The sequence below is a fragment of the Streptomyces sp. NPDC045678 genome, from assembly GCF_056432085.1.
In genome coordinates this window covers 634,453-655,854 of record NZ_JBWKJS010000003.1, presented here as the reverse complement: position 1 = coordinate 655,854, position 21,402 = coordinate 634,453, and the positions used below count along the sequence as shown (strand labels likewise).

The 21,402-nt window shown below is 68.7% G+C and carries 20 protein-coding genes and 1 tRNA gene; 11 read left to right on the top strand and 10 right to left on the bottom strand.

The annotated features are described in order from the left end of the window. Positions 1-84: 84 nt before the first annotated feature. Positions 85-429, bottom strand: coding sequence for a WhiB family transcriptional regulator (locus AC07DO_RS13995; RefSeq protein WP_030782081.1), 345 nt, complete (start codon positions 427-429; stop codon positions 85-87). 383 nt (positions 430-812) lie between these two features. Between AC07DO_RS13995 and AC07DO_RS13990 the strand changes: the two genes are divergently transcribed. After that, on the top strand, positions 813-3,131 hold the full coding sequence (locus tag AC07DO_RS13990) for a transglycosylase domain-containing protein (protein WP_479059462.1): 2,319 nt from the start codon (positions 813-815) through the stop codon (positions 3,129-3,131). A 145-nt stretch (positions 3,132-3,276) separates the two neighbouring features. On the opposite strand, the gene AC07DO_RS13985 is transcribed toward AC07DO_RS13990, so the two are convergent. Next, on the bottom strand, positions 3,277-3,741 hold the full coding sequence (locus tag AC07DO_RS13985; RefSeq protein WP_479059460.1) for a GatB/YqeY domain-containing protein: 465 nt from the start codon (positions 3,739-3,741) through the stop codon (positions 3,277-3,279). A gap of 131 nt (positions 3,742-3,872) precedes the next feature. Here AC07DO_RS13985 and AC07DO_RS13980 point away from each other — a divergent pair, with 131 nt between their 5' ends. The 5 genes from AC07DO_RS13980 (at position 3,873) to AC07DO_RS13960 (ending at position 7,763) form a co-directional block, all read left to right on the top strand. Beyond that, entirely contained in the window at positions 3,873-4,799 is a 927-nt protein-coding gene (locus tag AC07DO_RS13980; protein WP_479059458.1) for a metallophosphoesterase, read from the top strand. A gap of 59 nt (positions 4,800-4,858) precedes the next feature. Beyond that, positions 4,859-5,701: a Pr6Pr family membrane protein gene (locus AC07DO_RS13975; RefSeq protein ID WP_479059456.1), complete on the top strand. Its 843-nt coding sequence runs from the start codon at positions 4,859-4,861 to the stop codon at positions 5,699-5,701. A 51-nt stretch (positions 5,702-5,752) separates the two neighbouring features. Beyond that, positions 5,753-5,826: transfer RNA gene (locus AC07DO_RS13970), tRNA-Pro, on the top strand. Between the two features lie 237 nt (positions 5,827-6,063). After that, entirely contained in the window at positions 6,064-6,852 is a 789-nt protein-coding gene (locus tag AC07DO_RS13965) for a DUF1883 domain-containing protein (RefSeq protein ID WP_479059454.1), read from the top strand. Positions 6,853-7,094: 242 nt separating this feature from the next. Then, positions 7,095-7,763 (top strand): hypothetical protein, encoded by a 669-nt coding sequence (locus AC07DO_RS13960; protein WP_479059453.1) that lies wholly within the window; start codon positions 7,095-7,097, stop codon positions 7,761-7,763. Between the two features lie 156 nt (positions 7,764-7,919). Here the strand turns inward: AC07DO_RS13960 and AC07DO_RS13955 are convergent, their stop codons facing one another. From AC07DO_RS13955 to AC07DO_RS13945, 3 genes are all read right to left on the bottom strand, one after another. Then, positions 7,920-9,440, bottom strand: coding sequence for a LacI family DNA-binding transcriptional regulator (locus AC07DO_RS13955; protein ID WP_479059451.1), 1,521 nt, complete (start codon positions 9,438-9,440; stop codon positions 7,920-7,922). A gap of 27 nt (positions 9,441-9,467) precedes the next feature. Then, positions 9,468-9,836, bottom strand: a complete 369-nt coding sequence (locus tag AC07DO_RS13950) for a helix-turn-helix domain-containing protein (RefSeq protein WP_479059743.1) — start codon at positions 9,834-9,836, stop codon at positions 9,468-9,470. Between the two features lie 71 nt (positions 9,837-9,907). After that, entirely contained in the window at positions 9,908-10,165 is a 258-nt protein-coding gene (locus tag AC07DO_RS13945; protein WP_469919674.1) for a helix-turn-helix domain-containing protein, read from the bottom strand. Between the two features lie 475 nt (positions 10,166-10,640). Between AC07DO_RS13945 and AC07DO_RS13940 the strand changes: the two genes are divergently transcribed. The 5 genes from AC07DO_RS13940 (at position 10,641) to AC07DO_RS13920 (ending at position 16,179) form a co-directional block, all read left to right on the top strand. Next, a complete protein-coding gene (locus tag AC07DO_RS13940) occupies positions 10,641-11,561 on the top strand; it encodes a hypothetical protein (protein ID WP_479059449.1) in 921 nt (306 codons plus the stop codon). Continuing rightward, positions 11,558-12,283, top strand: a complete 726-nt coding sequence (locus tag AC07DO_RS13935; RefSeq protein ID WP_479059448.1) for an ATP-binding protein — start codon at positions 11,558-11,560, stop codon at positions 12,281-12,283. The genes AC07DO_RS13940 and AC07DO_RS13935 overlap by 4 nt, the downstream gene beginning before the upstream one ends. A gap of 479 nt (positions 12,284-12,762) precedes the next feature. Continuing rightward, positions 12,763-13,725 (top strand): DUF2637 domain-containing protein, encoded by a 963-nt coding sequence (locus tag AC07DO_RS13930; RefSeq protein ID WP_479059446.1) that lies wholly within the window; start codon positions 12,763-12,765, stop codon positions 13,723-13,725. A gap of 391 nt (positions 13,726-14,116) precedes the next feature. Next, the gene (locus AC07DO_RS13925) at positions 14,117-14,470 is read left to right on the top strand and encodes a plasmid mobilization relaxosome protein MobC (RefSeq protein ID WP_381160492.1); all 354 of its coding nucleotides are present in this window, start codon (positions 14,117-14,119) and stop codon (positions 14,468-14,470) included. Beyond that, positions 14,467-16,179 carry a relaxase/mobilization nuclease domain-containing protein gene (locus AC07DO_RS13920; RefSeq protein ID WP_479059444.1) on the top strand — a complete coding sequence of 571 codons (1,713 nt, stop codon included), beginning with the start codon at positions 14,467-14,469 and terminating at the stop codon, positions 16,177-16,179. Before AC07DO_RS13925 ends, AC07DO_RS13920 begins: the two co-directional genes overlap by 4 nt. A gap of 77 nt (positions 16,180-16,256) precedes the next feature. On the opposite strand, the gene AC07DO_RS13915 is transcribed toward AC07DO_RS13920, so the two are convergent. The 5 genes from AC07DO_RS13915 to AC07DO_RS13895 form a co-directional block, all read right to left on the bottom strand. Then, positions 16,257-17,486: a damage-control phosphatase ARMT1 family protein gene (locus AC07DO_RS13915; RefSeq protein ID WP_479059442.1), complete on the bottom strand. Its 1,230-nt coding sequence runs from the start codon at positions 17,484-17,486 to the stop codon at positions 16,257-16,259. Further along, complete coding sequence (locus AC07DO_RS13910; RefSeq protein ID WP_479059440.1) at positions 17,396-17,719, bottom strand: hypothetical protein; 324 nt, start codon at positions 17,717-17,719, stop codon at positions 17,396-17,398. The genes AC07DO_RS13915 and AC07DO_RS13910 overlap by 91 nt, the downstream gene beginning before the upstream one ends. Positions 17,720-17,851: 132 nt before the next feature. Next, positions 17,852-18,088, bottom strand: a complete 237-nt coding sequence (locus AC07DO_RS13905; protein ID WP_479059438.1) for a WD40 domain-containing protein — start codon at positions 18,086-18,088, stop codon at positions 17,852-17,854. A 791-nt stretch (positions 18,089-18,879) separates the two neighbouring features. Continuing rightward, on the bottom strand, positions 18,880-20,379 hold the full coding sequence (locus tag AC07DO_RS13900) for an amino acid permease (RefSeq protein WP_479059436.1): 1,500 nt from the start codon (positions 20,377-20,379) through the stop codon (positions 18,880-18,882). 44 nt (positions 20,380-20,423) lie between these two features. Continuing rightward, positions 20,424-21,353, bottom strand: a complete 930-nt coding sequence (locus tag AC07DO_RS13895) for a hypothetical protein (protein WP_479059435.1) — start codon at positions 21,351-21,353, stop codon at positions 20,424-20,426. Between the last annotated feature and the right edge of the window lie 49 nt (positions 21,354-21,402).

Here is a 21,402-nt window from a genome sequence, read left to right as displayed (position 1 = left end):
GCGCTGGGCCCCGCCCGTCGGTTCTTGCCAGGTTCTTCCCGGGGGCCCTTTCGGGTTCACCCGGATCTTTCGCGTCCCGACGGCCTACCCGACCGCCGCGTAGCTCTCGTACGTCTCCTCGTCCTCCAAGTCCACGGGCAGCAGGCCCGCACCGCGCTCGTACTCGGAGCGCGCTGTCTCCAGGAGCCTGCGCCATGAGGTGACGGTGGGACGCCTGCGCAGCAGTGCGCGGCGCTCTCGCTCCGTCATGCCACCCCACACGCCGAACTCGACGCGATTGTCCAGCGCGTCGGCCAGGCACTCGGTCCGCACCGGACATCCGGTGCACACCGCCTTGGCCCTGTTCTGCGCTGCTCCTTGAACGAACAGTTCATCCGGATCGGTAGTGCGGCAGGCCGCCTGCGCACTCCAGTCGGTTACCCAGCCCATACCGGCGCCGTCCTCTCCCGAATCGAGGCTCCCCCACGGCGGCAGCGGCATATGCACCGCCGCCAGTTGAGGACGTTACGGAAGGTGGGCACAGCGCAACACCCCCTTCGGGCCCAATCTTGAATGGCCCGAACGGACTATGCGTAAGCGGCAGATCACCCGACGGAGTGAGCGGGCGACATCCGTGAGGAACCCGGCATTCCGGGACAGTTCAGTTGAGTCACAACGGACACCGGGCGCCACATAAGGCGAATTCGGACATGATTCCGTCGGAATGTAGAGCGAGCAGGGCTTGTTGCCGAACCACTCTGCTGTGACAGTTGGGAGCAGCTTAGGCCAAGGCATTAAGGCCTGTCCGGCGAATCAGAACGTAGGCTGCCCTCATGGGAAAGAAGCGCTCGGGCGGTGGTCTGTCACCTACTCAGCAGGCCGCGAAGTTCCTCGGAGTCAGCGTTCTGGCGGGTGCGGTGCTCGCCGGGATCGCCCTGCCCGCCTTCGGGGCGCTGGGCCTCGCGGCCAAGGGCTCGGTGGAGGGGTTCGACGAGATCCCCGCCAACTTGAAGCAGCCGCCGCTCAGTCAGCGCACGACCATCCTGGACAACAAGGGCGGGCAGATCGCCACGGTCTACTCGCGTGACCGCACGGTCGTCCCGCTCAAGAACATCTCGCCGTACATGCAGAAGGCGATCGTCGCGATCGAGGACGCCCGCTTCTACGAGCACGGCGCGGTCGACCTCAAGGGCATCCTGCGCGCGCTCAACCAGAACGCGCAGAGCGGCGGCGTCTCGCAGGGCGCGTCCACGCTCACGCAGCAGTACGTGAAGAACGTGTTCGTCGAGGAGGCCGGGGACGATCCGACGAAGGTCGCCGAGGCCACGCAGCAGACGATCGGCCGCAAGGTCCGCGAGCTGAAGTACGCGATCCAGGTCGAGGAGGAGCTGGGCAAGAAGCGGATCCTCAAGAACTACCTGAACATCACCTACTTCGGGCAGCAGGCGTACGGCATCGAGGCCGCCGCCCAGCGGTACTTCTCCAAGCACGCCAAGGACCTGAAGGTCCAGGAGGCCGCGCTCCTCGCCGGCATCGTGCAGTCGCCGAGCCGGTACGACCCGGTGAACGACGCGGCCGAGGCCACCAAGCGACGCAATGTCGTGCTGCAGCGGATGGCCGAGACGCACGACATCACGCAGGCCGAGGCCGACGAGGCCAAGAAGACCGACCTCGGGCTGAAGGTGAGCCGCCCCAAGAACGGCTGCATCACCTCGGCCAGGGGCGCCGGCTTCTTCTGCGACTACGTGCGCGAGGTGTTCCTCAACGACCCGGTCTTCGGCAAGACGAAGGAGGACCGGGCCAAGGTCTGGAACCGGGGCGGTCTGAAGGTCCGTACGACCTTGGATCCGCAGGCGCAGGACTCGGTGCAGGCGTCGATCAAGAACCACGTGAACAAGACCGACGACGTGGCGACCGCCGCCAGCATCGTCGAGCCGGGCACGGGCAAGATCCGCGGCATGGGCCAGTCGCGTCCTTACGGCTTCAAGAAGGACGAGACCACGATCAACCTCTCCGTGGACCACTCCATGGGCGGCGGCGCCGGCTACCAGCCCGGTTCGACGTTCAAGCCGATCGTCGCGGCGGCGGCCCTGGAGGGCGGCAAGTCGGCGGGGCAGAGCTACTCGTCCCCGTACGAGATGCCGTACCCGGAGCGGGTGTCCGCCTGTGGCGGCAAGCAGTGGGTGAACTCGGGCAACGCGAAGCTGACCAATGAGAACGAGGCCGAGGTCGGTCCGTACGGCATGCGGGAGGCGACCGCGAAGTCGGTCAACACCTACTACGTGCAGCTCATCGGCGACATCGGCATCTGCCCGGTGACGAAGCTGGCCGCCAAGATGGGCGTCGAGCGCGCCGACGGCAGGAAGATGGACCAGGCGCCGTCGATCGCCCTCGGCACGCAGGAGATGTCGCCGCTGACGATGGCGGGCGCGTACGCGACGTTCGCCTCGCGCGGCACGTACTGCACGCCGATCGCCATCGAGTCGATCGCCACGCTCGGCGGCAAGTCGCTGCCGGTGCCGAAGTCGACCTGCTCGCGCGCGATGTCGGAGAGGACCGCCGACACCATCAACACGCTCCTCAAGGGCGTGGTCGAGGACGGTACGGGCAAGCAGGCCGGTCTCGGCTCCCGCGCGAGCGCGGGCAAGACGGGTACGACGGACTACCGCTACGCCGCCTGGTTCGTGGGCTACACCCCGAACCTGTCGGGCGCGGTCTGGGTCGGCGACCCGATGCACAAGCGGCGCATGGTCGACATCACCATCGGCGGCGTCCCCTACGGCAAGGTCTTCGGTGGCGAGGTGCCCGGTCCGATCTGGCGCGACGCGATGAACGGCGCGCTCGCGGGCACGCCCGCGCCGAACTTCAACACCGTCCACATCCCCGGCGGGGACAAGGACAAGGACGAGGACCACGGGGGCGGTGGCGACGGCCACGACGACGGCAGGCCGGGCGGTGACGGCGGCGGTCTCGGCGGCGGTGGCAACGGCGGCGGCGGTAATGGTGGCGGCGGTAATGGTGGCGGCGGCGGGGGCGGGAACCCCTGGCCCGACATCTCGATTCCGTCGGATGTGCTGGGCGGGAACGGCAACGGCAACGGAAACGGTGGGAACGGTTTCGGGGGCGGGATCGGTGGTGGCTGGCGGAGGTAGCTCCAGCCGGCTCGACGGTTGTACGTGAATGAGGGCGCCCCCTTCAGCAGGGGGCGCCCTCATCGTCGTACGGGACGGAAGCGGGGGGCGTGCCGCGTACCGCCTGCCGCACGTCGTCCGTCGTCCGTCGTCCGTCGTCCGTTGCTCAGCCCGCGAGGAGCTTCTTCACCGTGGCGGCGACGCGGCCGCCCTCGGCCAGGCCCGCGACCTTCGGGTTCACGAGCTTCATGACCTGGCCCATGGCGCGCGGCCCCTCGGCACCGCCGGCCTTGGCCTCGGCGACGGCCTCGGCGACGATGGCCCGCAGCTCGTCGTCGGAGAGCTGCTTCGGCAGGTACTCGGCGAGGATCTCGCCCTCCGCCTTCTCCTTCGCCGCCTGCTCGGCACGGCCGCCGTCGGCGAAGGCCTCCGCGGCCTCACGGCGCTTCTTGGCCTCGCGGGCGATCACCTTCTGCACCTCGTCGTCGGAGAGCTCACGGGCCGTCTTGCCCGAGACCTCCTCCTTCGTGATCGCGGTGAGGGTCAGCCGGAGCGTCGAGGAGCGCAGCTCGTCGCGCCCCCGGATCGCGGCGGTGAGGTCTTCGTGCAGCTTCGACTTGAGCGTGGTCATGTGTTGATTGTGGCAGGTGCGGACGATTCTCCGCCCATCGATTTCCCGGGGGTCGATTCCCTTGGGCCGCGGGCCGGTTGCTCCAGGACTGCCCCTCAGGGGTTGCCGCTCGGGTCTGACACGATGGAGGGATGCGCGCGCGATACGCAGTACCCCTGGGCATCACGGCGACGGCTGCGGCCGGTCTCGCCTATTCGGTGGGCGTCGAGCCCCGTTCCTTCCGGCTGAGGCGGGTCACGGTGCCCGTGCTGCCGCCGGGGATGCGTTCCCTGCGGGTCCTCCAGGTCTCCGACATCCACATGGTGTCCGGGCAGCGCAAGAAGCAGCGGTGGCTGCGTTCGCTGGCGGGCCTGCGACCCGACATCGTGATCAACACGGGCGACAACCTGTCCGACCCGGAGGGCGTCCCGGAGACGCTGGACGCGCTCGGGCCGCTGATGGAGTTCCCCGGGGCGTACGTCTTCGGTTCCAACGACTACTACGGCCCGAAGCCGCGCAACCCCGGCCGCTACCTGATCGAGAAGGTGCAGGGCAGGCACGGCCTGAACGGCAACGCGCCGGCTGTGGGTGTTCCCCGCAACCCCTGGGAGGGCCTGCGCGACGGTTTCGACGCGGCGGGCTGGGTGAACCTCACGAACACGCGGGGCGCGCTGAAGATCGACGGCTACGAGATCGCGTTCACGGGCCTGGACGACCCGCACATCAAGCGGGACCGATACGCGGAGGTGGCGGGCGGTCCGGAGGCGGGCGCCGACTTCTCGATGGGCATCGTGCACGCGCCGTACCTGCGGTCGCTGGACGCCTTCACGGCCGACGGCTACCCGCTGATCCTCGCGGGGCACACGCACGGCGGGCAGCTCTGCATCCCCTTCTACGGCGCCCTGGTCACCAACTGCGACCTGGACACGGACCGCGTGAAGGGCCTCTCCCGGCACGAGTCCGAGGGCCGGACGTCGTACCTCCACGTGTCGGCGGGGTGCGGGGCGAACCGTTATACGCCGATGCGGTTCGCGTGCCCGCCGGAGGCGACGCTGCTGACGCTGACGGCGCGGGACTGAGAGGGCGCAGACGTACGCACGGAAGGCACGCTTCCGGCGAGCGTGCCTACGGTGGAGGCATGATCGCGCCGACTTCTTCGAGGGACAGGGACCGGGACAAGGGCAGGGGCAGGGGCAGGGGTACGAGCGGGGGCCGAGGCACGGGTACGGGCGTGGGCACGGGCGTGGGCATGCGCACGGGCGTCCCTGCGGAGGCGGTCGTGCCCCCGGTCCGCCGCCCCTTCGTGGCCGCCTTCCGTGCGCTGATCGTGCTCGCCGCGGTGACCGGGGCCGTCATCGACCTGGTCATCGGGGACCCGCTGCGCGTCCTCAGCTACTTCACGGTCCAGAGCAATGTGCTGGTGGCGGTGGTGCTGGGGCTCTCCGCACGGCGCTCGTGGAAGGGCAGGCCTCCCCTCCCACCGTGGACGACGGCCGGCACGCTGCTCTTCATCCTGATCACGGGCCTCGTCTACCACCTCATCCTGGCGAACGACGCGAGCGGCTTCTCCATGACGGAGGGCGCAGCCGCCTTCTCCAGCTGGCACTCCGCCTCCAACCAGCTCCTGCACACGGTGACGCCGATCGGCGTGGCCCTCGACTGGCTCCTGCTCACCGGGCCGGGCGGCCTGCGCCCGCGCCACGCGGGCCTGTGGCTGCTCTACCCCCTCGCCTACCTGGCCTTCGCCCTGACCCGCGGCGCGATCATGACCCCGGGCCCGATGTCCCGCTACCCCTACCCGTTCCTCGACGTCGATCTGCACGGCTACCCCGGCGTCCTCGGCAACGCCGTCATCTTCGGCCTGGCCTTCTACGCCCTGGCCCTCCTGATCGTCGGCCTCGACCGCATCCGGCCGGTCCCGCGAGCCCCCGGGAGCGGTCCGGCGAAAACCGGATTTCGTCTCCGGCCGCCGGTCCGCTAAAGTAATCGATGTCGCCACGACCTGCCCGTCAGGCCGGTGGAGCAACGACATCGGGGTGTAGCGCAGCTTGGCAGCGCGCTTCGTTCGGGACGAAGAGGTCGTGGGTTCAAATCCCGCCACCCCGACAGCTGTAAGACCAGGTCAGGGGCCTGATCCGCGAGAGCGGGTCAGGCCCCTGAGTGGTTTCTGGAGACGATCTGGGAGCCGTTTGGGAGCCGACTTCCGAAAGTCGGCTCCGACTGACACCAGTGAGCGGTAAGCGCCCAGTCGGCGTCTCCCTCTTGCCTTACACCGCCGACTGTCAGTGGCAGTCCATACGCTGGGATGCGCTTGGCCGCACCGCACGCCTCCCAGGAGCGCTTATGGAACACGCCTATTACGACCTCGGCAGCCTCAAGAGAGGTTCCACAGTCGTCGTCACCTTGCGCAACCAAGCCAATGTCCAGGTGATGACGCGCAGCGAGTACAACAAGTACAAGTCGGGGAAGAGGTACCGATACCTGGGCGGTCGCGTCAATCGGTCCCCTCACCGGATCGCCATCCCGAGTAACGGACACTGGGTCGCGGCCATCGACCTCGGCGGCCGCACCGGCCGCATCACCTCATCGGTTCAGGTTCAACCGCCTCCGCTGGGCTTCCTGCCCCCAGCCCGCAACGAGCACGGCAGCCCGGCCCGCTCCGTCGCGGTCCATGAGCCGGAGGAGCCCCCTGGCGACGTGCTTGGCGGCCAGACCTGGGACGTCTTCATCTCCCATGCGTCCGAGGACAAAGGAGCTGTTGCCCGCCCCCTTCGAGACGCACTGACCACGCTAGGCGTGACTGTCTGGCTCGACGAAGCCCAGATGCGGATCGGCCACAGCCTCCGCCGCAAGATCGATGAAGGGATTAGAGCAAGCCGAATCGGCATCGTCGTGCTCTCGGCCCCCTTCTTCGCCAAGGGCTGGACCAACCACGAACTCGACGGACTCATCACCCGTAACGTGGCCGGGGAGCAGTCGCTCCTGCCGATCTGGCACAACCTGCACGTTGAAGACGTCCGGCGCTACAGCCCCTCCCTCGCAGACAAGGTGGCGATGAGCACCAGCGACTATTCCATCGGGGAGATCGCACGACAGATCGCTGACGTGGTACGAGAGGAAGAAGCCGCTTAGCCCACGAACACAACCGCCGACTCGGCTACCGACGCGCCCCTTCCAGAGTGGCATGATCACGTTCACCGGAGCGGAGTCCAACCCTCCGGGGGCACCAGGTGGCCGCCGTGTGCCAGCGAGGGCCACCAGATAATACGAAGCGTCAGCGCGTGAGGAGTCCGGTGGCCAGGCAGAGTGGACGCGAGGGCAACAGCACGGTTCGAATAGGTTTACGCATGGTGTTAGCCGGTCTCATAGGCAGCGTGATCGGCATTGCAACGTATTCCATCAGTCAGACTGGTGGGCAGCAATTGTCGATCATCGTGGGGTGCCTCACCGGTGTGGCCGCAGCACTTGGCCTGGAGCTGTATCGCAGGACTGCTCAGCTGACCGAGGTCCGCCTCGTCCTTTTCGGCAACGAGATGTCGTTCATCACTAAGACGGACATGCGTCAGGCCGCTCAGAGGATGTTCTTCCAAGCCGCCACCCGGGTGGCTACTCGCCCGCTGGAAGAAGGGAGCGGGAACCTACGCGAGGCCCTGACCTCTCTCAATACGCTCTTCGACCTCTATCGCGATCCGCTAGAGGGCCATACGACCCCTCCTCCACCTGCCAAGGGGGACTCGGTGTACGAACTAGCCCTAGACATGCTCAACTTCGAGTTAGCTCCGTTCCTGGCCAAGTGGCACCCAAGCCTGCAGCGTTTCGAGGAAAGCCACCCTGAAAAGGACGAATCCGAGTGGTTGGAGAACACCGCGTTCCGCACAGAACTTCGCCAACTGCAGGAACGCCTGCGGCCGTACGTGATCGGGCTCGGAGAGATCGCTGGTATCCGTGATCCGGAGCGGCATCTGCGCCCTTCGGAGCGTTCCACGCAGCCCCGTCTTACGGTGCCCCAACAGGATGGGACACGGCCCGGACCGCAGGAGTGACGATACGGCAGGTCGCGCAGCGGTCGCGATGGCACATGAAGACAAGGTGACAATCTCGATGGCGCAGGAGTTGGCGGGCCAGACCCGGCCGGCGAAGCTCCGAAGTAGTCCTCTTGTCAGTCGTCATGCCCATCGCGAAACGCGACCCCACTGCGACTACCTTCGTCTTGCAATTCTGCGCGCTTGCAAAATCTCGTCGAGCACCTGCACCGGCGAACGAGGGAACATCGCCAGCCGAGTCTCAAGTGCTGCCTCCCACTGCTCGGTCAGGCCCAATATCAGTCGTTTGCGCATGCCCAGTGTGACGTGCGCATAGCGAGCCGAGACCGAGCCGTCGATGTGGCCCATGCGGTCGTCCATAAGGACCTTCTCGGTGCCGAGGTCCTCCATCATCGTCCGGTGGGTGTGGCGCAGGCCATGGGGTGTGAGGCCCTTGGCGATCGGGATCCAGCAGGCGTCGGCCCGGTCGGCGGCGCCGCGGCCTCGGGCTGGGATGCCGGGCCAGGGCTCGCTGAGGATCGGCACCGGGCGGGCCTCCTGGGGTGCCTTCTTCGGGTACCAACCGGAGACCGCCGGGGTGAACAACCAAGTGGCGAAGCCGTTTCGGCGCCAGTGGGCCGCGTGCTCCGATGTGGTGCCGTCACGTACGAAGCCGAGGTCGGCGATCGCCTGCTCGACGCGGGCTCGGGTGTCCTCGCGTACGCGGTCGGAGTGGTTGAGGACGTTGGAAACCGTGCCGGTGGAGACTCCGGCGCGGCGTGCGACATCGGCCAGCTTCGCGCCCAGGTGGCCGCCGGTGCGGGCTGCACCCTGGCCCCTGAAGACGTACGTCCTGCCGTGGCAGGGGCACGGCAGGGGCTTCGTACGGGCGATGTGGTTGAGGACCAGGGCGGACAGCCAGTCCGGCGAGTCGATGGTGCGGTAGCTGTCGTCCTTGGGCGGGCAGCGCACCAGCTCGCCGGTGTCGAGCTCGTACAGCTGCCACTCGACGCGGAAGGCGCGGGGGCGGACGAATTCCGTTTCCAGGCCGACGATTTCGCCCCAGCGCTTGCCGGTGTAGCCCTTGAGGACTGTGGCGACGAACTCGTCGTCGCGGCCTGAGAGCAGGGACGCCCGCTCAGCGGTGAGCAGGATGCCGAGCGCGTCGGTGACGACCTTCTCCGGGCCGCGGTCGCGGGAGCGGCCGGCGCGCTTGCCGCGCCCGCGTCGCCTGGCGGCCGGGTTGGACGTGATCAGGCCCTCGTCGATCGCATCCTCGAAGATCAGGTGGAGCGTGGAGCGCCAGGTCTTGACGCTGGAGGCCGCGTACGCGGCCCGCTCCTTCTTCTCCCACAGCTCGACGTCCGTGCGCAGGATGCCCGCGAGCGACTTGCCCCCGAAGTCAGGGAGCAGGTGCTCCTCGATGTGGCGCTTGTAGTTCTGCATCGTCGAGGCGGCCAGGTCCTGGGCGGCGTACCAGCGGCTCGCGTACTCGCCGAAGGTCTCCTGGCCGAGTGCCGGGTCGCGCCAGTCTCCGCGCCGGTACTTGTTCTCCGCCTCACTCGCGGCACGCTGGGCCTCGCCCTTGGTGGCGAACTTGATCGCCTTGCCGTTGTCGTCGGCGACCGTGAGGTGCTTGCCGGGCGCGATCTTGTACCGGCCGCGCCAGTAGTTTCCGCGCTTCTCCGCGAAACCCACGTATTCCTCCCCTTCCTGTGTCGTCGACTAGGCGGCGGTCCCGAACTGGCTCTGACGGGCTCGGCGTGGTGGCCGGGCGCGCAGGCGAGCCGTGGACGCGGCAGACGACGGAGAAGGCTGAGATGAGGGGGACTTGGGCGCAGGCGGAGCTCCGGCTCGCTGCCGCGGAATTGCGGGGCGGGTCTCGTGCATGCGGATGATCTCCGCTAGGTGCTCGTCGGTGAAGCGGTAGGCACGACCGACCCTCGTGAAGGGGATGAGCCGTCGGCGGGCGCGGTCCTTGACCCACCAGGCCGAGCAGCCGAGTACGTCGGCGATCTCCTCGGGGACGTAGAGGCGCGGCAGCGAGGAGCCGCCTTCGGGGCGGAGCGGAGCAGGCGTGGGCGCGGCGGGTATTGCGGCTTGGGGCAAGAGTGAGGGGTCCTTACGTAGGCGGTGCTGTGGGGCATGAGTTGGGATGCCCGCGATCACAGCGCGGTGTCGCCCTCCAGGAGGGCGAAGGGCGGGACGTGGAGGGCCTGGGCCAGGGCAGCGAGGTCGTCGATGTCGCAGCGACGCTGGGCGCGTTCGATACGGGAGAGCGCCGTGTTCGACATTGGGTGGCCAAGAGCGGTGATGCGGGCAGCAAGCTGGCGTTGGGAAAGTCCCCGCTCGGTGCGGAGCATTTCGATGGTGCGGGCGGTCCGGATTCCTGCTGGACCGATTTCAATGGGTCGGGCTGCCATGGGTTTTTTGTAGCTCGCCTTCTCCGGTTTCGCTAACCGGGGATCGTCTGCTATAAAGCGCCGCCGCGATTCCCAAACCGGCAACTCGGGCATTCAGGGGGTCGGGGGTGGAATGCCCGACCCTGCCCTGACGTGCGGTGTTGTGTTGTAGCTTCCCCGGCAGCGGGCCGTCAACTGTGCGGCAATGTGATCCTTCTGGCTCGGCTAATTGTGCCGACGATTTCGGCGACCGGGGATCACGTCTTACTGTTTTGGCGGGGCGCCGCCCGCCTCATTTCCAGCGGCATTTCTGCCGTGAGAGATGGGGGTGGACTTATGCGGTGGGGTGTGGCTGTGTTGACGACACCCCCGGATACGCGGATGCCTGCGGCGCACGCCACGCCGTAGGTCACGAACCGCCCCTCTCCCCTCCCCCGACCAACGACGGTGAGCCCTGCCCAACCGCCCGGCCACCGAGTGAGGACACCCACCTGCCTTGGCACGGATACGCACCATCAAGCCGGAAGCCTTCATCTCTGAGTCGCTGGCCGAGGTCTCGATCTCCGCGGAACGGACCTTCTTCGGGCTCCTCACCCAGGCCGACGACCACGGCCGCTTCCGCGACCAAGCTGCCGTCATCGCCGGTGCCCTGTGGTCACTGCGCCCCGAACACGGCCCGCTGGCGGTCGAGGACGACCTCACCCAGCTCGCCGGAGCCGGCCTGATCTGCCGCTACGAAGGCGACGACGGCAAGAACTATCTGCACATCGTCACCTGGACCAAGCACCAGAAGATCAACCGGCCTAGCGGCAGCCGCTGCCCCGCCTGTCCGCGCCACGAGGGCGGACGGCCCGCGCAGCCCTCCGGGAGCCGGCACGCAGGACTCACGGAGCCTTCGGTGAGCTCTCCCGGAGTCCTCGCTGAGGAGTCGCGCACTCTGCGGGAGCCTTCGCTGAGGAGCGGCGAACCCGCAGCTCATGATGGTTTCAGTGAGGCATCACCGAACATTGCGGGAGGGCTCACTGAGGACTCAGTGAGCCCTCATGGTCCGGATCTAGGACCTAGGATCCTGGATCTAGGATCACCTCCGGTGGAGGGCGCGAGCGCCCCCGTACCCGAGTCCGTCTCGGCCAAGGCGCTCATCGCCGAGTACGCCACCGCATGCGCCAACCGACCGCCCAGCAGCTTCCTGGGGCATCTCGGCAAGGAGACCGCCCGCCTGCTCGCCGAAGGCATCGACGCGGCATACGTGCGCGCCGGTCTCGAGCGGCTGCGTGCCAAGGGCCTGCATCCCAGCGTCCTGCCGAGTCTGGTCAACGAGGCCATGAACCCGCCCGCGTCGAGCGGCACGTCCGCAGGGCACCGGCCGTGGACCAACCCGGTCGACGCGCAGGCCGCGTACGGGGGTGAGCTGTGACCACGGCGACCTCTGCGTTCTCTGCCCGCGAGCCACGCCAACTGGGCGGCGCCGTGGCCAAGCTGGAGGCGATCCTTGCCGCCCGCGATATCGATCCCACCGCTGTGGTCGACGCGGCACCGCCGTCGGAGCCGGCGACCGCTCTGGAGCTGGCCGCCGCCCGCATCCCGCGCCGCTACCGCGACGCCCTGGGCGACCACGCCGCCGTATCGGCCTGGGTCGAGGAGATCGCGGCTGCCGGACGACCGGGGCCCGGCGGCGCACCGGGCATCGCCTACGGGCCCTCGCTGCTGATCGTGGGCCCGACCGGAACCGGCAAGACCTACCAAGCGTACGGCGCCATCCGCTCGCTGCTCGGCGCCGGGGTACGGCTGCGCTGGGAGGCCATCACCACGGCCGAACTCCATGCCACCCTGCGCCCACGGCAGGGCCACGACAGCGAACGCCACTTCCAGGAACTGGCCCGCAGCCCGCTGCTGCTCCTCGACGACCTTGGCGCCGCCAAGGCATCGGAGTGGACCGAGGAGCTGACCTACCGGCTCGTCGACCACCGGTACGTCCACGAGCTGCCCACCCTCATCACCACCAACCTCCCCATCACCGACCTGCGCACAGCCGTCGGCGACCGCGTCGCCTCCCGCCTCGCCGAGATGACCCGCCGCGTCATCCTCGACGGCCCCGACCGCAGGCGCGGCACGGTCACCGGCCCGCGCGGGTATTAACAGGCCCTTGCTCCCCGGCGCCACCTCGCCCACCTCGTCGACAGCAACCTGACCACCAAGCCCGACGGCGTTGCCGAAGGGGGCGAGCAGACCCGCTCCTACGCCACCGCCCGACACCTCACCGCCGTCGGCTGAACCCCTACCGGCGCGCGCGCAGCGATCACGCGAGCGTCCCCTTCAAGACGGGCCCGCGTGAACGCCCCTCACTCCCACCCCACAAGCCCCGCCTCTCCACCCTGGAGCCCACTGCCTTGCCCTCCCCCGCCCCGAGCGCACCTACAGCCATGCGCGGCAACCGCAGAACCCACGCCGGCATCGACCCTGCTCCCGCTTGCTCCAGCCGCCGAGGACGGGGCCCTCGCCTAGGTGACGATCCTGGCGATGCTCGCCGAACCCCCGCACCTGCACCCCCTGAGGGTCGTCGTGCGTACCGCAAGGCACGCCGCACCCTGGTCGGCGGCCTGGCTGCCGTCGTCCTCATGGCCTTCCGCGTCTCATGGAACGCGCTGTCCGACGTGGCCCGCGCCATCGGCGCCGACTCCACCGCCGCCCTGCTCTACCCGATCGTGGTCGACGGGCTGATGGCCCTCGCACTGGTCGCCACGCTCGTGCTGCCCGGCGCCGACCGGAAGTTCGCGCTGCGGGTCCTGGCGACTTACACGATCGCCAGCCTCCTTCTGAACTACGTGCACGGCCTCGCTCCGGCCCTGCACACCTCGTCGATCCGATGGGGCCGACTGGCCGACTGGGAGCCTGCGAACTGGGCCCTGGTGCTGCTGGCGACCTCGCTCCCGGTCGGGTCGATCTACTTCGGGTCGGACCTCGTGGCGAAGGTGCTGCACCACAACCCCGAGTCGGCCGACTCCGCCGAAGTGTCCTCGGCCCAGTCGGTCAGCCGACAAGCCGGCGAGTCGGCTGGTCAGGAAGCCAGTGAGCAGGCTGCCCGGTCGGCATCTGACCAGGCCGAATCGGCCCTCGACCAGCTGGCCGAGTCGACCTCTGTGGAGGTCGCCGAGGCGCCCGTGGCGAGGCCGACCGAGACCGACGAATCGGCCACCGCCCCTGCTGCCCGACCGCCCCGGTCGGTTGTGGCGGAGTCGACCGGAGCCGCCCAGCGTCGGGCGACTGGTCGGGGCCCCGCCACTACCAAGTCGACCGCCGACCGCACCCGCTCCCGTACCGACGCCGAAGTCCTCGACGAGGCCCGACTCCTGACCGCTGCCTGGGGAGACGACGAGCTGACCGCCGAGCGTCTGCGCACCGAACTACGGGTCGGCCAGAAGCGCGCTCGCGTCTTGCGCAACCAGCTGCAGGCCGAGCGGACCGGCCAGGCTGAGCCCGTCGCGTACGACGGCTTCGAGGCCGAGCCTTTCGACGGTCCCGACGAGGCCGCCTCCCAGCCGCAGAGGGAACTCAGCACAGCCCCGGCCGACGCGGCCTGACCCCCGCCAACGCACCGATCGCCCCACCCTGTGTCCCGTGCAGACAAGCACGGGACACAGGGGCCGCCCACAGCCAAGCACCCGGCACCAGCACCCCACGGAGAACCAGCCCATGCACGACCCGCACCAGGAACGCCCCACCCACCACGCAGATACCGCAGCTCCCGCCAGCCCCACAGCGCGAGCAAGTTGTCCCGGGAGCAATGCTCCCGGGGTCCCCGCCCCGGGGGTGGCGGGAGCAGTCCGGCACCAGGGGGTGCCTGGCGAGCAGGCTGCGGCCCAGGGCGGACCGCAGCAGGGATGGAACCGGCCTGCCGAGATGCCTGCGGGCAAGCGTCAGCGTCCCCGCCAGCCCACGCACCGCAAGCGTCTGCATCAGCCCAGCTGCCGTATGAACGATGCCGAGTTCACGCGCTTCACCGCCGCCGCCGATGCGTGCCAGATGAGCAACGCCGCCTTCCTCGCCTACGCCGTCGACAAGGCCGCTCGCGACCTGAACCGCACGGCTGCCGAGATCGCCGCCGAACGACAAGTGATCGACGAACTCTTCGCCGCCCGCCGACACCTGGGCCGCATCCACGGCCTGTTCAACCAGATGGTCAAGGCCCTCAACTCCGGCGCCGACGTACCTCATCTCGATGCCGCCTCCCAGAGGGTCGCCAGCGCGGCCTCCCGCATGGAGGACGCGGCCGACGCCCTGCTCGCCCACCGCGACGACGCGGCGGAGGGCGGTGCCGCAGCGTGATCCCCAGCATCCACAAGCGCGGTAGCGACACCGTCGGACTGATCCGCTACCTCTACGGCCCAGGCACCAAGGAGGAGCACACCGATCCGCATCTGGTCGCTGCCTTCGACCCGCTCACCCCTGACCCCGGCCGCAACCGAGACGCCACCTATCGGCAGCTGCAGCGCTTGCTCGACCAGCCCGTCAACGTGCTGCCCAAGGGCCGGCGCCCGGCCAAGCACGTGTGGCACCTCTCCGTGCGAGCCAGCCCGGAGGACCCGATTCTGTCCGACGCGGACTGGGCCGCCATCGCCCGCCGCACCGTCGCCGCCACCGGCATCGCCCCTGACGGCGACGAACGAGCGTGTCGGTGGGCAGCCGTGCGTCACGCGGATGACCACATCCACATCATTGCCACCTTGGTCCGCGATGACGGGCGTCGCCCCCGTCTGCACAATGAGGCCCGCCGTGCTCAGGCCGAGGCTCGCCGCATCGAGGCCGACTACGGCCTGCGTTGCGTCGCCTCGGGTGATGGGACGGCGGCCAAGCGCCCTACCAACGCCGCACGCCACAAGGCCGAACGCCTCGGTCAGCGGGCGGCTTCGCAGGAGTTGCTGCGCGCGCACGTCCGCCGTGCTCTGGCCGGTGCCGTGGACGAGGCGGAGTTCTTCGACCGGCTCGCCGCCGAGGGCGTGCGCATCGACAAGCGCATCGCACCGTCCGGCGATGTCCTCGGCTACAAGGTCGCGATCGTCGGCGACCGCAACGCGGACAACGAACCCGTCTGGTACGCGGGTTCGACCCTCGCTCCCGACTTGTCCCTGCCCCGCATCCGCAAGCGGTTCACCACCGTTACGGACACAGGCGTACGGCTCACGGCCCTGGACCGCAGTGGCGCCTCGGCACCGGCCCGTGCCCGTTACGCTGCCGCCCAGCCCGCTGATACCGCCCGCGCCACGCTCACTTCCGGCGACGAGCGCACAGCGGCCGCGCACCTGGTCGGGGTCGGGGAGGTCCTCGACGCGCTGGCGCAGACCACAGATGGGCCCAGCCGCGCCGAACTGCTAGAAGCGACATGGCACTTCGAGCGCGCCAGCCGCTCCCATATCCGCGCCAGGAACGAGGAGATGTACGCCCTGCGCCGCGCGGCCCGTCAGATCGTCCATTCCGGCACCGCTCTCGGCCGCGGTACAGATGGCACCGCCACCGCACTGATCCTCGATGTCGTGATCCTGGCCGTCATCGCCGCTGCCCGCTGGCACGCTGCCCGCGGGCACGCCCAGCAGGCAGAGGCCGCCCAGCAGGCCGCCGACCACTTGCATACCGCCTACCAGGCCGCCGCAGCCGAACCGCTGGCTGCCCTGCGCGCCCACGGCGCACACCTGCCCGTGACCCGTCGGCGGCGCCACACCGCCACGGTCCACGCCGCCCTACCGCACCTCGCCGACCGCCTCCAGGCCGAGCCGGGCTGGGACTCCCTGGTGATGGTGCTCGACCAGGCCGAGCACGCCGGATACGACACCGCCGCCCTGCTGGCCAAGGCCGCCGCGCAACGCGAACTCGGCACCGCCGAATCAGCCAGCGACGTCCTGGTCTGGCGACTCCACCACCTTGGCTTCATCTCTCCGACGCCTCGGCGTCCGCGGTCGGAGCCAAGCCCTGCTCCGAATGCCGCTCCCGTCACGGGGACCGTTCCCCGACAGGAAGCGACGCGACCACACCGGCGGTGATCACGGCCTCGCGGGCAGCTTGGGAGGAGCAGCTCCAGCGCCTCCTCCCAGCCGCTGGCTCGGCGCGGCGGCCAGTTCTACGGCCGAACCTGGATCAAGGCATGAGTACCGCTCGTACGCCAAGCCGCACCTGACTGCTCCAGAGCGTCCAGCGCTTTCTGCTCCAGCCCCACGATGACGTCGGACTTGAGCGTGCGGAACGCCGCGACGGCCCCGGGGAAGTACGCCGTGCAGTCGGCGAACGGTGTCGTCGCGTCCCACAGGCGGTCGCCCACCAGCCGCCGGTAGTTGAGGTCGCCCTTCAGGATGGTCAGCGTGACGGCCGCGAACTCCTCTCGCAGGTCCTCCGGCATGTCCTTGTACGGCAGCGGCGCGCAGAAGAACGGGTGGGCGCGGATCTCCAAGCACCCGGTCGCCATGGCGTCCCAGAGGCGCCCGCCGATCCCGCCCGCCTCGCCGGGGGCCTCGGCGAGGCGGCGCAGGCAGTCGACGACGTCGGCCGTCATCGCGTCGGAGACGTAGTACGGGTAGGGCTTTACGTGGAGCACGATCCGCTCGGCATGCCGGTGCAGTAGGAGGTGGTCGATGAGGATCAAGTCCGGGGTCAGCTCCCGCCCCGCGTTGTCCGCCACCACGGCGACCGTAGCGCCGGCTCCGGCGGGCAGGAGCTGCCAGAGCACAGCGCTGTCATCGGTGACCAGCCCATCGTTAGCCACGCCGGGCGCTGCGTCCCCCTCCGTAACGCGGAAGCCGAGGTCCGCGCGGTTGCCCCAGAGCGAGGCGTGGAGCAGAGCTGTGGCTCGCTCGTCGGCCGGTGCGTCGGCGAGCGCGCCCAGGGCCCGGAGCTCCTCGTCCACTGCCGTGCCGCGCAGCTCCGCCCTCTTGAAGGGGGAGAAGGGATCGACCCCTTGCCACGGGCCCGTACCGAAGTACTCGGTGGCGTCGAGGAGCCTGCGGTAGAAGTAGCTCTCCGCCCACAGGAACGGGGCGTCGAACCAGGATCGCCCGAAGTGCCTTCGTCCCCAGGCCGACCACTGTCCGTGGTCGGGCTCCGAGGGGTCGAGCGGCTCGATCACGCCGTTGGTGATCTCGTCCAGCAGAGCATCGAGAGCCTCGTGCTGGCGGGGACCGTACGGAAAGGCGTCTCGTACCTGCTGGATCAGTGCCGGATGGCGCTTGGCCAAGACGCCCCAGGCGAATGAGCCGGGCTCGTTGCTCAAGATGACCGGTGCGTCCCGTTCGGCGGCCAGACGGGCGGAGCCGCTGCCCACGCCGTCGTCCGAGCTGCGAGACGTCTTCTCTGCCATGGTGTCCAAGCCTTTCGCTTGTCGCTCACGAATCCTTGATCCTCAGGGCCATTACCCCCGCCCGCACTGCCGACCAGCACCTCTTCCGTTGCGGGTTCGAAGGCCGCGCAGTGCAGGGAAGCATCCACCCTGACCTTGACGATCTGGCGTTGCTCAGTGAGCGACCACAGGCGCACTGTCCCGTCCGCCGCGGCTGACACCAGGCGGTCCTCGTCGCCGGTGAAGCCGAGCATAAGGATGCGACCGGTGTGCCCGGCGAGGTGAGAGGTGAACCTGTCCGTGCCGAGGTGCCGCACCGCGATGTCACCGGTTCCCGCACCGACCGCGACACGATGCCCTGGTCCGTCGACCGTGACGGCGCGGGCCTACCCGCTGGGGCTGGAGAACTGGCTCTTGAACTCCCCGGTGAGGGCGTGCCATACGCGTACAGAGCCGTCGCCTCCGCAGGCAGCGACGAGGTCACCGCTGTTGTCGAAAGCGAGCGAGCGCAGTCGGCCCGCGTGAACGTCCTGGCTCCACAGCAGCGCCCCTGGAGAGAAGTCCCAAACACGGATGTGTCCGTCGCCCGTACTCGCGGCGAGGCGGGATGTCGAGCGAGCCATCGCAAACGGCCGAAGGCGGCGGAGACACCAGGCTGGCGTACGGGCAGCCTCCGGTCAGCGCCACGTCCCCAGACTGTGAGCTGAGTCGGTAGGTCCCAGTGCGTTGAGCCACTCAGCAACAGAGGGTGACCTCAGCGCTCTCTGTTGCCCGGTTCGGGCACAGTCGAGTGGGCAGGTCTTGTCCGGTCAGGGGAAGGCGTGGCCGCGCTGTCGTGGTCGCTGACGAGCCACGCACCCAAAAAGAGGCCCACGACGAGCAGGACCAGGTGACGGTTCTTCTTCCACCACGACGGCGGGCTGGGCTTGGTTATGACGTACTCCACGCCTGGGGGCTTCGGCACGGAGGTCCTCCCTCTCTTGGAGAGCATCCCGGAGTAGGCGTGATGCTGCCTTGGTCCGGGAGCGTGCGGACGTAGACGTTTACGCGAGTGGAGTTGCCGGTGAGGGCCCAATCCGTGGTGGCGGCTGGGCGTGCAAAGGACGGGCAGTTCCCGCTGCCGAGCGGGTCGCCTCGTATCGGCTTGGAGCCAAGTGTGAAATATGAAGCCGTCGAGCAGCTACTCGATTAGCGATGCCGCCGGCACGATGAGCCCTGCGAACCAGAGGTTCTCAGCCAAGCGGCTGCAAGCGTTTCGCGGTTTGAGCGAAAGGTGCTGTGCAGACGGCTGGAGATACCGCCACTCGCCCCAGGCTGCCGAACGCAGACTCCGCGTGGCCCGCCCCGCATCAGCACGGACCACGTCAAAGCCGTCCGGAGGGGGCCTACCAGCGAGCCGTCTGCATCCCTGGCCCTAATCGCGATCGCGGCTGGCGTTACGCGGGTGGCCCGGGTTGAGGAACCATTTGCGGGCTGAGGCGAGCCACCAGAGACCGCAGAAGGCGACGACGACCCCGACCGCGATCGGCGCGTAGTTGAAGGTGTCCGCAGTGACCGGAGAGCTCTGCGGCAGCATGAACAGCACCGTGATCACCATGACCCATACGACGGCGATCGTGCCGACCGTGTTGGACCAGGAGCCGAGGTGCCAGGGGCCGCGCTCGAACCGGCTCCCCAGGCGCAGCCGCAGGAACGTGGGGATCACGTACGCGATGTAGAGGCCGATGGTCGCGATAGAGGTGACGGCCGCGTACGCGGTGCTGTTCCACAGGTAGGGCAGGCCGAGGACAAAGGCACCGCCGGTGGCGAGCCAGACGGCGTTGGTGGGGGTGCGTGTGCCGGGGTGGAGCTTGTGCCACGTCCGGGAGAAGGGCAGCGCGCCGTCACGGGAGAAGGCGTAAATCATGCGGGAGTTGGCGGTCACGGAGGCCATCCCGCAGAAGAGTTGGGCGACGATGATGACGAGCAGAAGCCACTTGCCGGCCGCCGCGCCGAGGGCGTCCATGAGGATCTGCGCAGGAGGCACACCGGTGCTCGATTCGAGAGCGCCGGTGTAGGAGTCGATGGCGTAGGTGAAGCCGAAGAGGAGGACGAATCCGGCCGCGAGGGAGACGAGGATCGAGCGGACGATTCCCTTGGGGCCGGCGGTGGCCGCGTCGATCGTTTCCTCGGTCATGTGGGCCGAGGCGTCGTAGCCGGTGAAGGTGTACTGCGCCATCAACAGCCCGATGAGCACCACGTAGGCGCTGGAGGCGAAGCCGGTGTTGTTGACGAACTCACCGAAGACGAAGTGGGCCGACTGGTGGTGGTCGGGGATGAGGACCAGGGCGCCGCAGATGACGACGACGCCGAGGATGTGCCACCAGATGGACACCTCGTTGAGGGCGGCGACGATGCGCACGCCGAAGGTGTTGAGGACACCGTGCAGGGCCAGGATGATCCCGAACAGCGTGATGGTGTGCCCTGGCGTGGCGGCGTATCCGAACTGGAGATCAAGCAGGGCGTTGAGGAAGTTGGCGGCGCCAAAGTCGATGCCCGCGGTGACGGCTATCTGGCCGAGGGTGTTGAACCATCCGGTGAACCACGCCCAGGCCGCCGCCGAGCGTCTCGGAGCCATGCGGTGCGCCCAGAAGTACAGGCCGGCGCTGGTGGGATAAGAAGAGCAGACCTCGGCCATCGACAGCCCGACGAAGAGTGTCATGAGGCCGACGAACAGCCAGCCCCACATGATCACCGCCGGGCCGCCGGTGTTCATGCCGTAGCCGTACATGGTCATGCAGCCGGACAGGATCGAGATGATCGTGAAGCTGACGCCGAAGTTCGCGCGGCCGGACATCGAACGAGAGAGCGTCTGCTGGTAGCCGAGCTGCTTGAGGCGTTCCTCATCGGAGACGCGGGAGACATCGAGAGGCACAGGGGTTCCGTCCTTCGTACGTGAAAGGGGGATGGTTCGGATGCTCAGCGGTGTCGGCGTCGCGGAGGGCTGTAGGCCCAGCCGCGGTGCCGCAGGAACAGTTCGCGGGGCTGGCCGCAGTACGACCACGGCACTTGCGTGGCGTACGGGCCGATCGCATCGAAGACCTCCAGGGCCTCGTGGTGGCGGTTCGCGAACGACAGAGCGTGGGCGAGGTAGTTGGCGTCGTCGGCAAAGCAGGCGTGAGGCTGCGGTGCTCGGTAGCGCCACCAGCGCTCCAGCACCGGATCGATCTGCGGACAATCGACCCAGGGGTGGATCGTCAGGCCGTATGACGTCTGGTCCTGCTCCTGGCGGGACCGGTGTGCTTCCGCCAGGGCGACCAAGGGCAGGGCCGCTATGGGCAAGCCTTGGGGCGCGACGGATGCCTGCTCCTCGGCCCACCACGCGGCCTCGCCCTGAGCGCCATGGTTGTGAGGGAGTAGGTAGGCGACGACCTCGTGGTGCGCCTCGCGATTCCACGGGTCACGCTGCTTGATCTCCTCCCATACGTGGCAGAGCGTGTCCCGATCGGGAGCATGGGTGCGAAGTAGCGCGAGCATGACAATCAAGGGGGCGACATCCTGCGGCCACACATCCAGAGCGGCACGGGAGGTGGCCCACGCTTCCTCCATGAGCGTCCGGCCCGCGTCCCGTCCGACGATCATGGCGCGCAGAGCCTGGACGTTCGCGAGAAGGGCGAGGGCGTGTGGTGAGCGCGGTTCGGCCTTCGCCCAGGTGTCCGCGAACCGGAGCCGTGCCCCCGCTTCGGCGAGGACCTGGAGGCGGAAGATCCGGCGATCCCAATCCGGTCCGGTAGAGCCCAGGAGATCGCGCGGGCCCTCCCAGCGGCCCATTGAGGCATCTTGGAGAACCCGCCGCAGCGCCTCGTCGTCCCTCGCCGGGTGCGTGTCGAGGAGTGGCTTGGACTTCATTCCTTCTCGTCCCTAACCGCGATCCGCAGCCTGCATGGCCCCGGCGCCC

Bases quoted from the DNA above. Each gene is read 5' to 3' on its own strand.
- AC07DO_RS13995 (WP_030782081.1), bottom strand. From the start codon at position 429: ATGGGCTGGGTAACCGACTGGAGTGCGCAGGCGGCCTGCCGCACTACC.
- AC07DO_RS13925 (WP_381160492.1), top strand. From the start codon at position 14,117: ATGAACGATGCCGAGTTCACGCGCTTCACCGCCGCCGCCGATGCGTGC.
- AC07DO_RS13945 (WP_469919674.1), bottom strand. From the start codon at position 10,165: ATGGCAGCCCGACCCATTGAAATCGGTCCAGCAGGAATCCGGACCGCC.
- AC07DO_RS13990 (WP_479059462.1), top strand. From the start codon at position 813: ATGGGAAAGAAGCGCTCGGGCGGTGGTCTGTCACCTACTCAGCAGGCC.
- AC07DO_RS13985 (WP_479059460.1), bottom strand. From the start codon at position 3,741: ATGACCACGCTCAAGTCGAAGCTGCACGAAGACCTCACCGCCGCGATC.
- AC07DO_RS13895 (WP_479059435.1), bottom strand. From the start codon at position 21,353: ATGAAGTCCAAGCCACTCCTCGACACGCACCCGGCGAGGGACGACGAG.
- AC07DO_RS13910 (WP_479059440.1), bottom strand. From the start codon at position 17,719: ATGCTCGGCTTCACCGGCGACGAGGACCGCCTGGTGTCAGCCGCGGCG.
- AC07DO_RS13905 (WP_479059438.1), bottom strand. From the start codon at position 18,088: ATGGCTCGCTCGACATCCCGCCTCGCCGCGAGTACGGGCGACGGACAC.
- AC07DO_RS13975 (WP_479059456.1), top strand. From the start codon at position 4,859: ATGATCGCGCCGACTTCTTCGAGGGACAGGGACCGGGACAAGGGCAGG.
- AC07DO_RS13915 (WP_479059442.1), bottom strand. From the start codon at position 17,486: ATGGCAGAGAAGACGTCTCGCAGCTCGGACGACGGCGTGGGCAGCGGC.
- AC07DO_RS13980 (WP_479059458.1), top strand. From the start codon at position 3,873: ATGCGCGCGCGATACGCAGTACCCCTGGGCATCACGGCGACGGCTGCG.
- AC07DO_RS13930 (WP_479059446.1), top strand. From the start codon at position 12,763: ATGGCCTTCCGCGTCTCATGGAACGCGCTGTCCGACGTGGCCCGCGCC.
- AC07DO_RS13965 (WP_479059454.1), top strand. From the start codon at position 6,064: ATGGAACACGCCTATTACGACCTCGGCAGCCTCAAGAGAGGTTCCACA.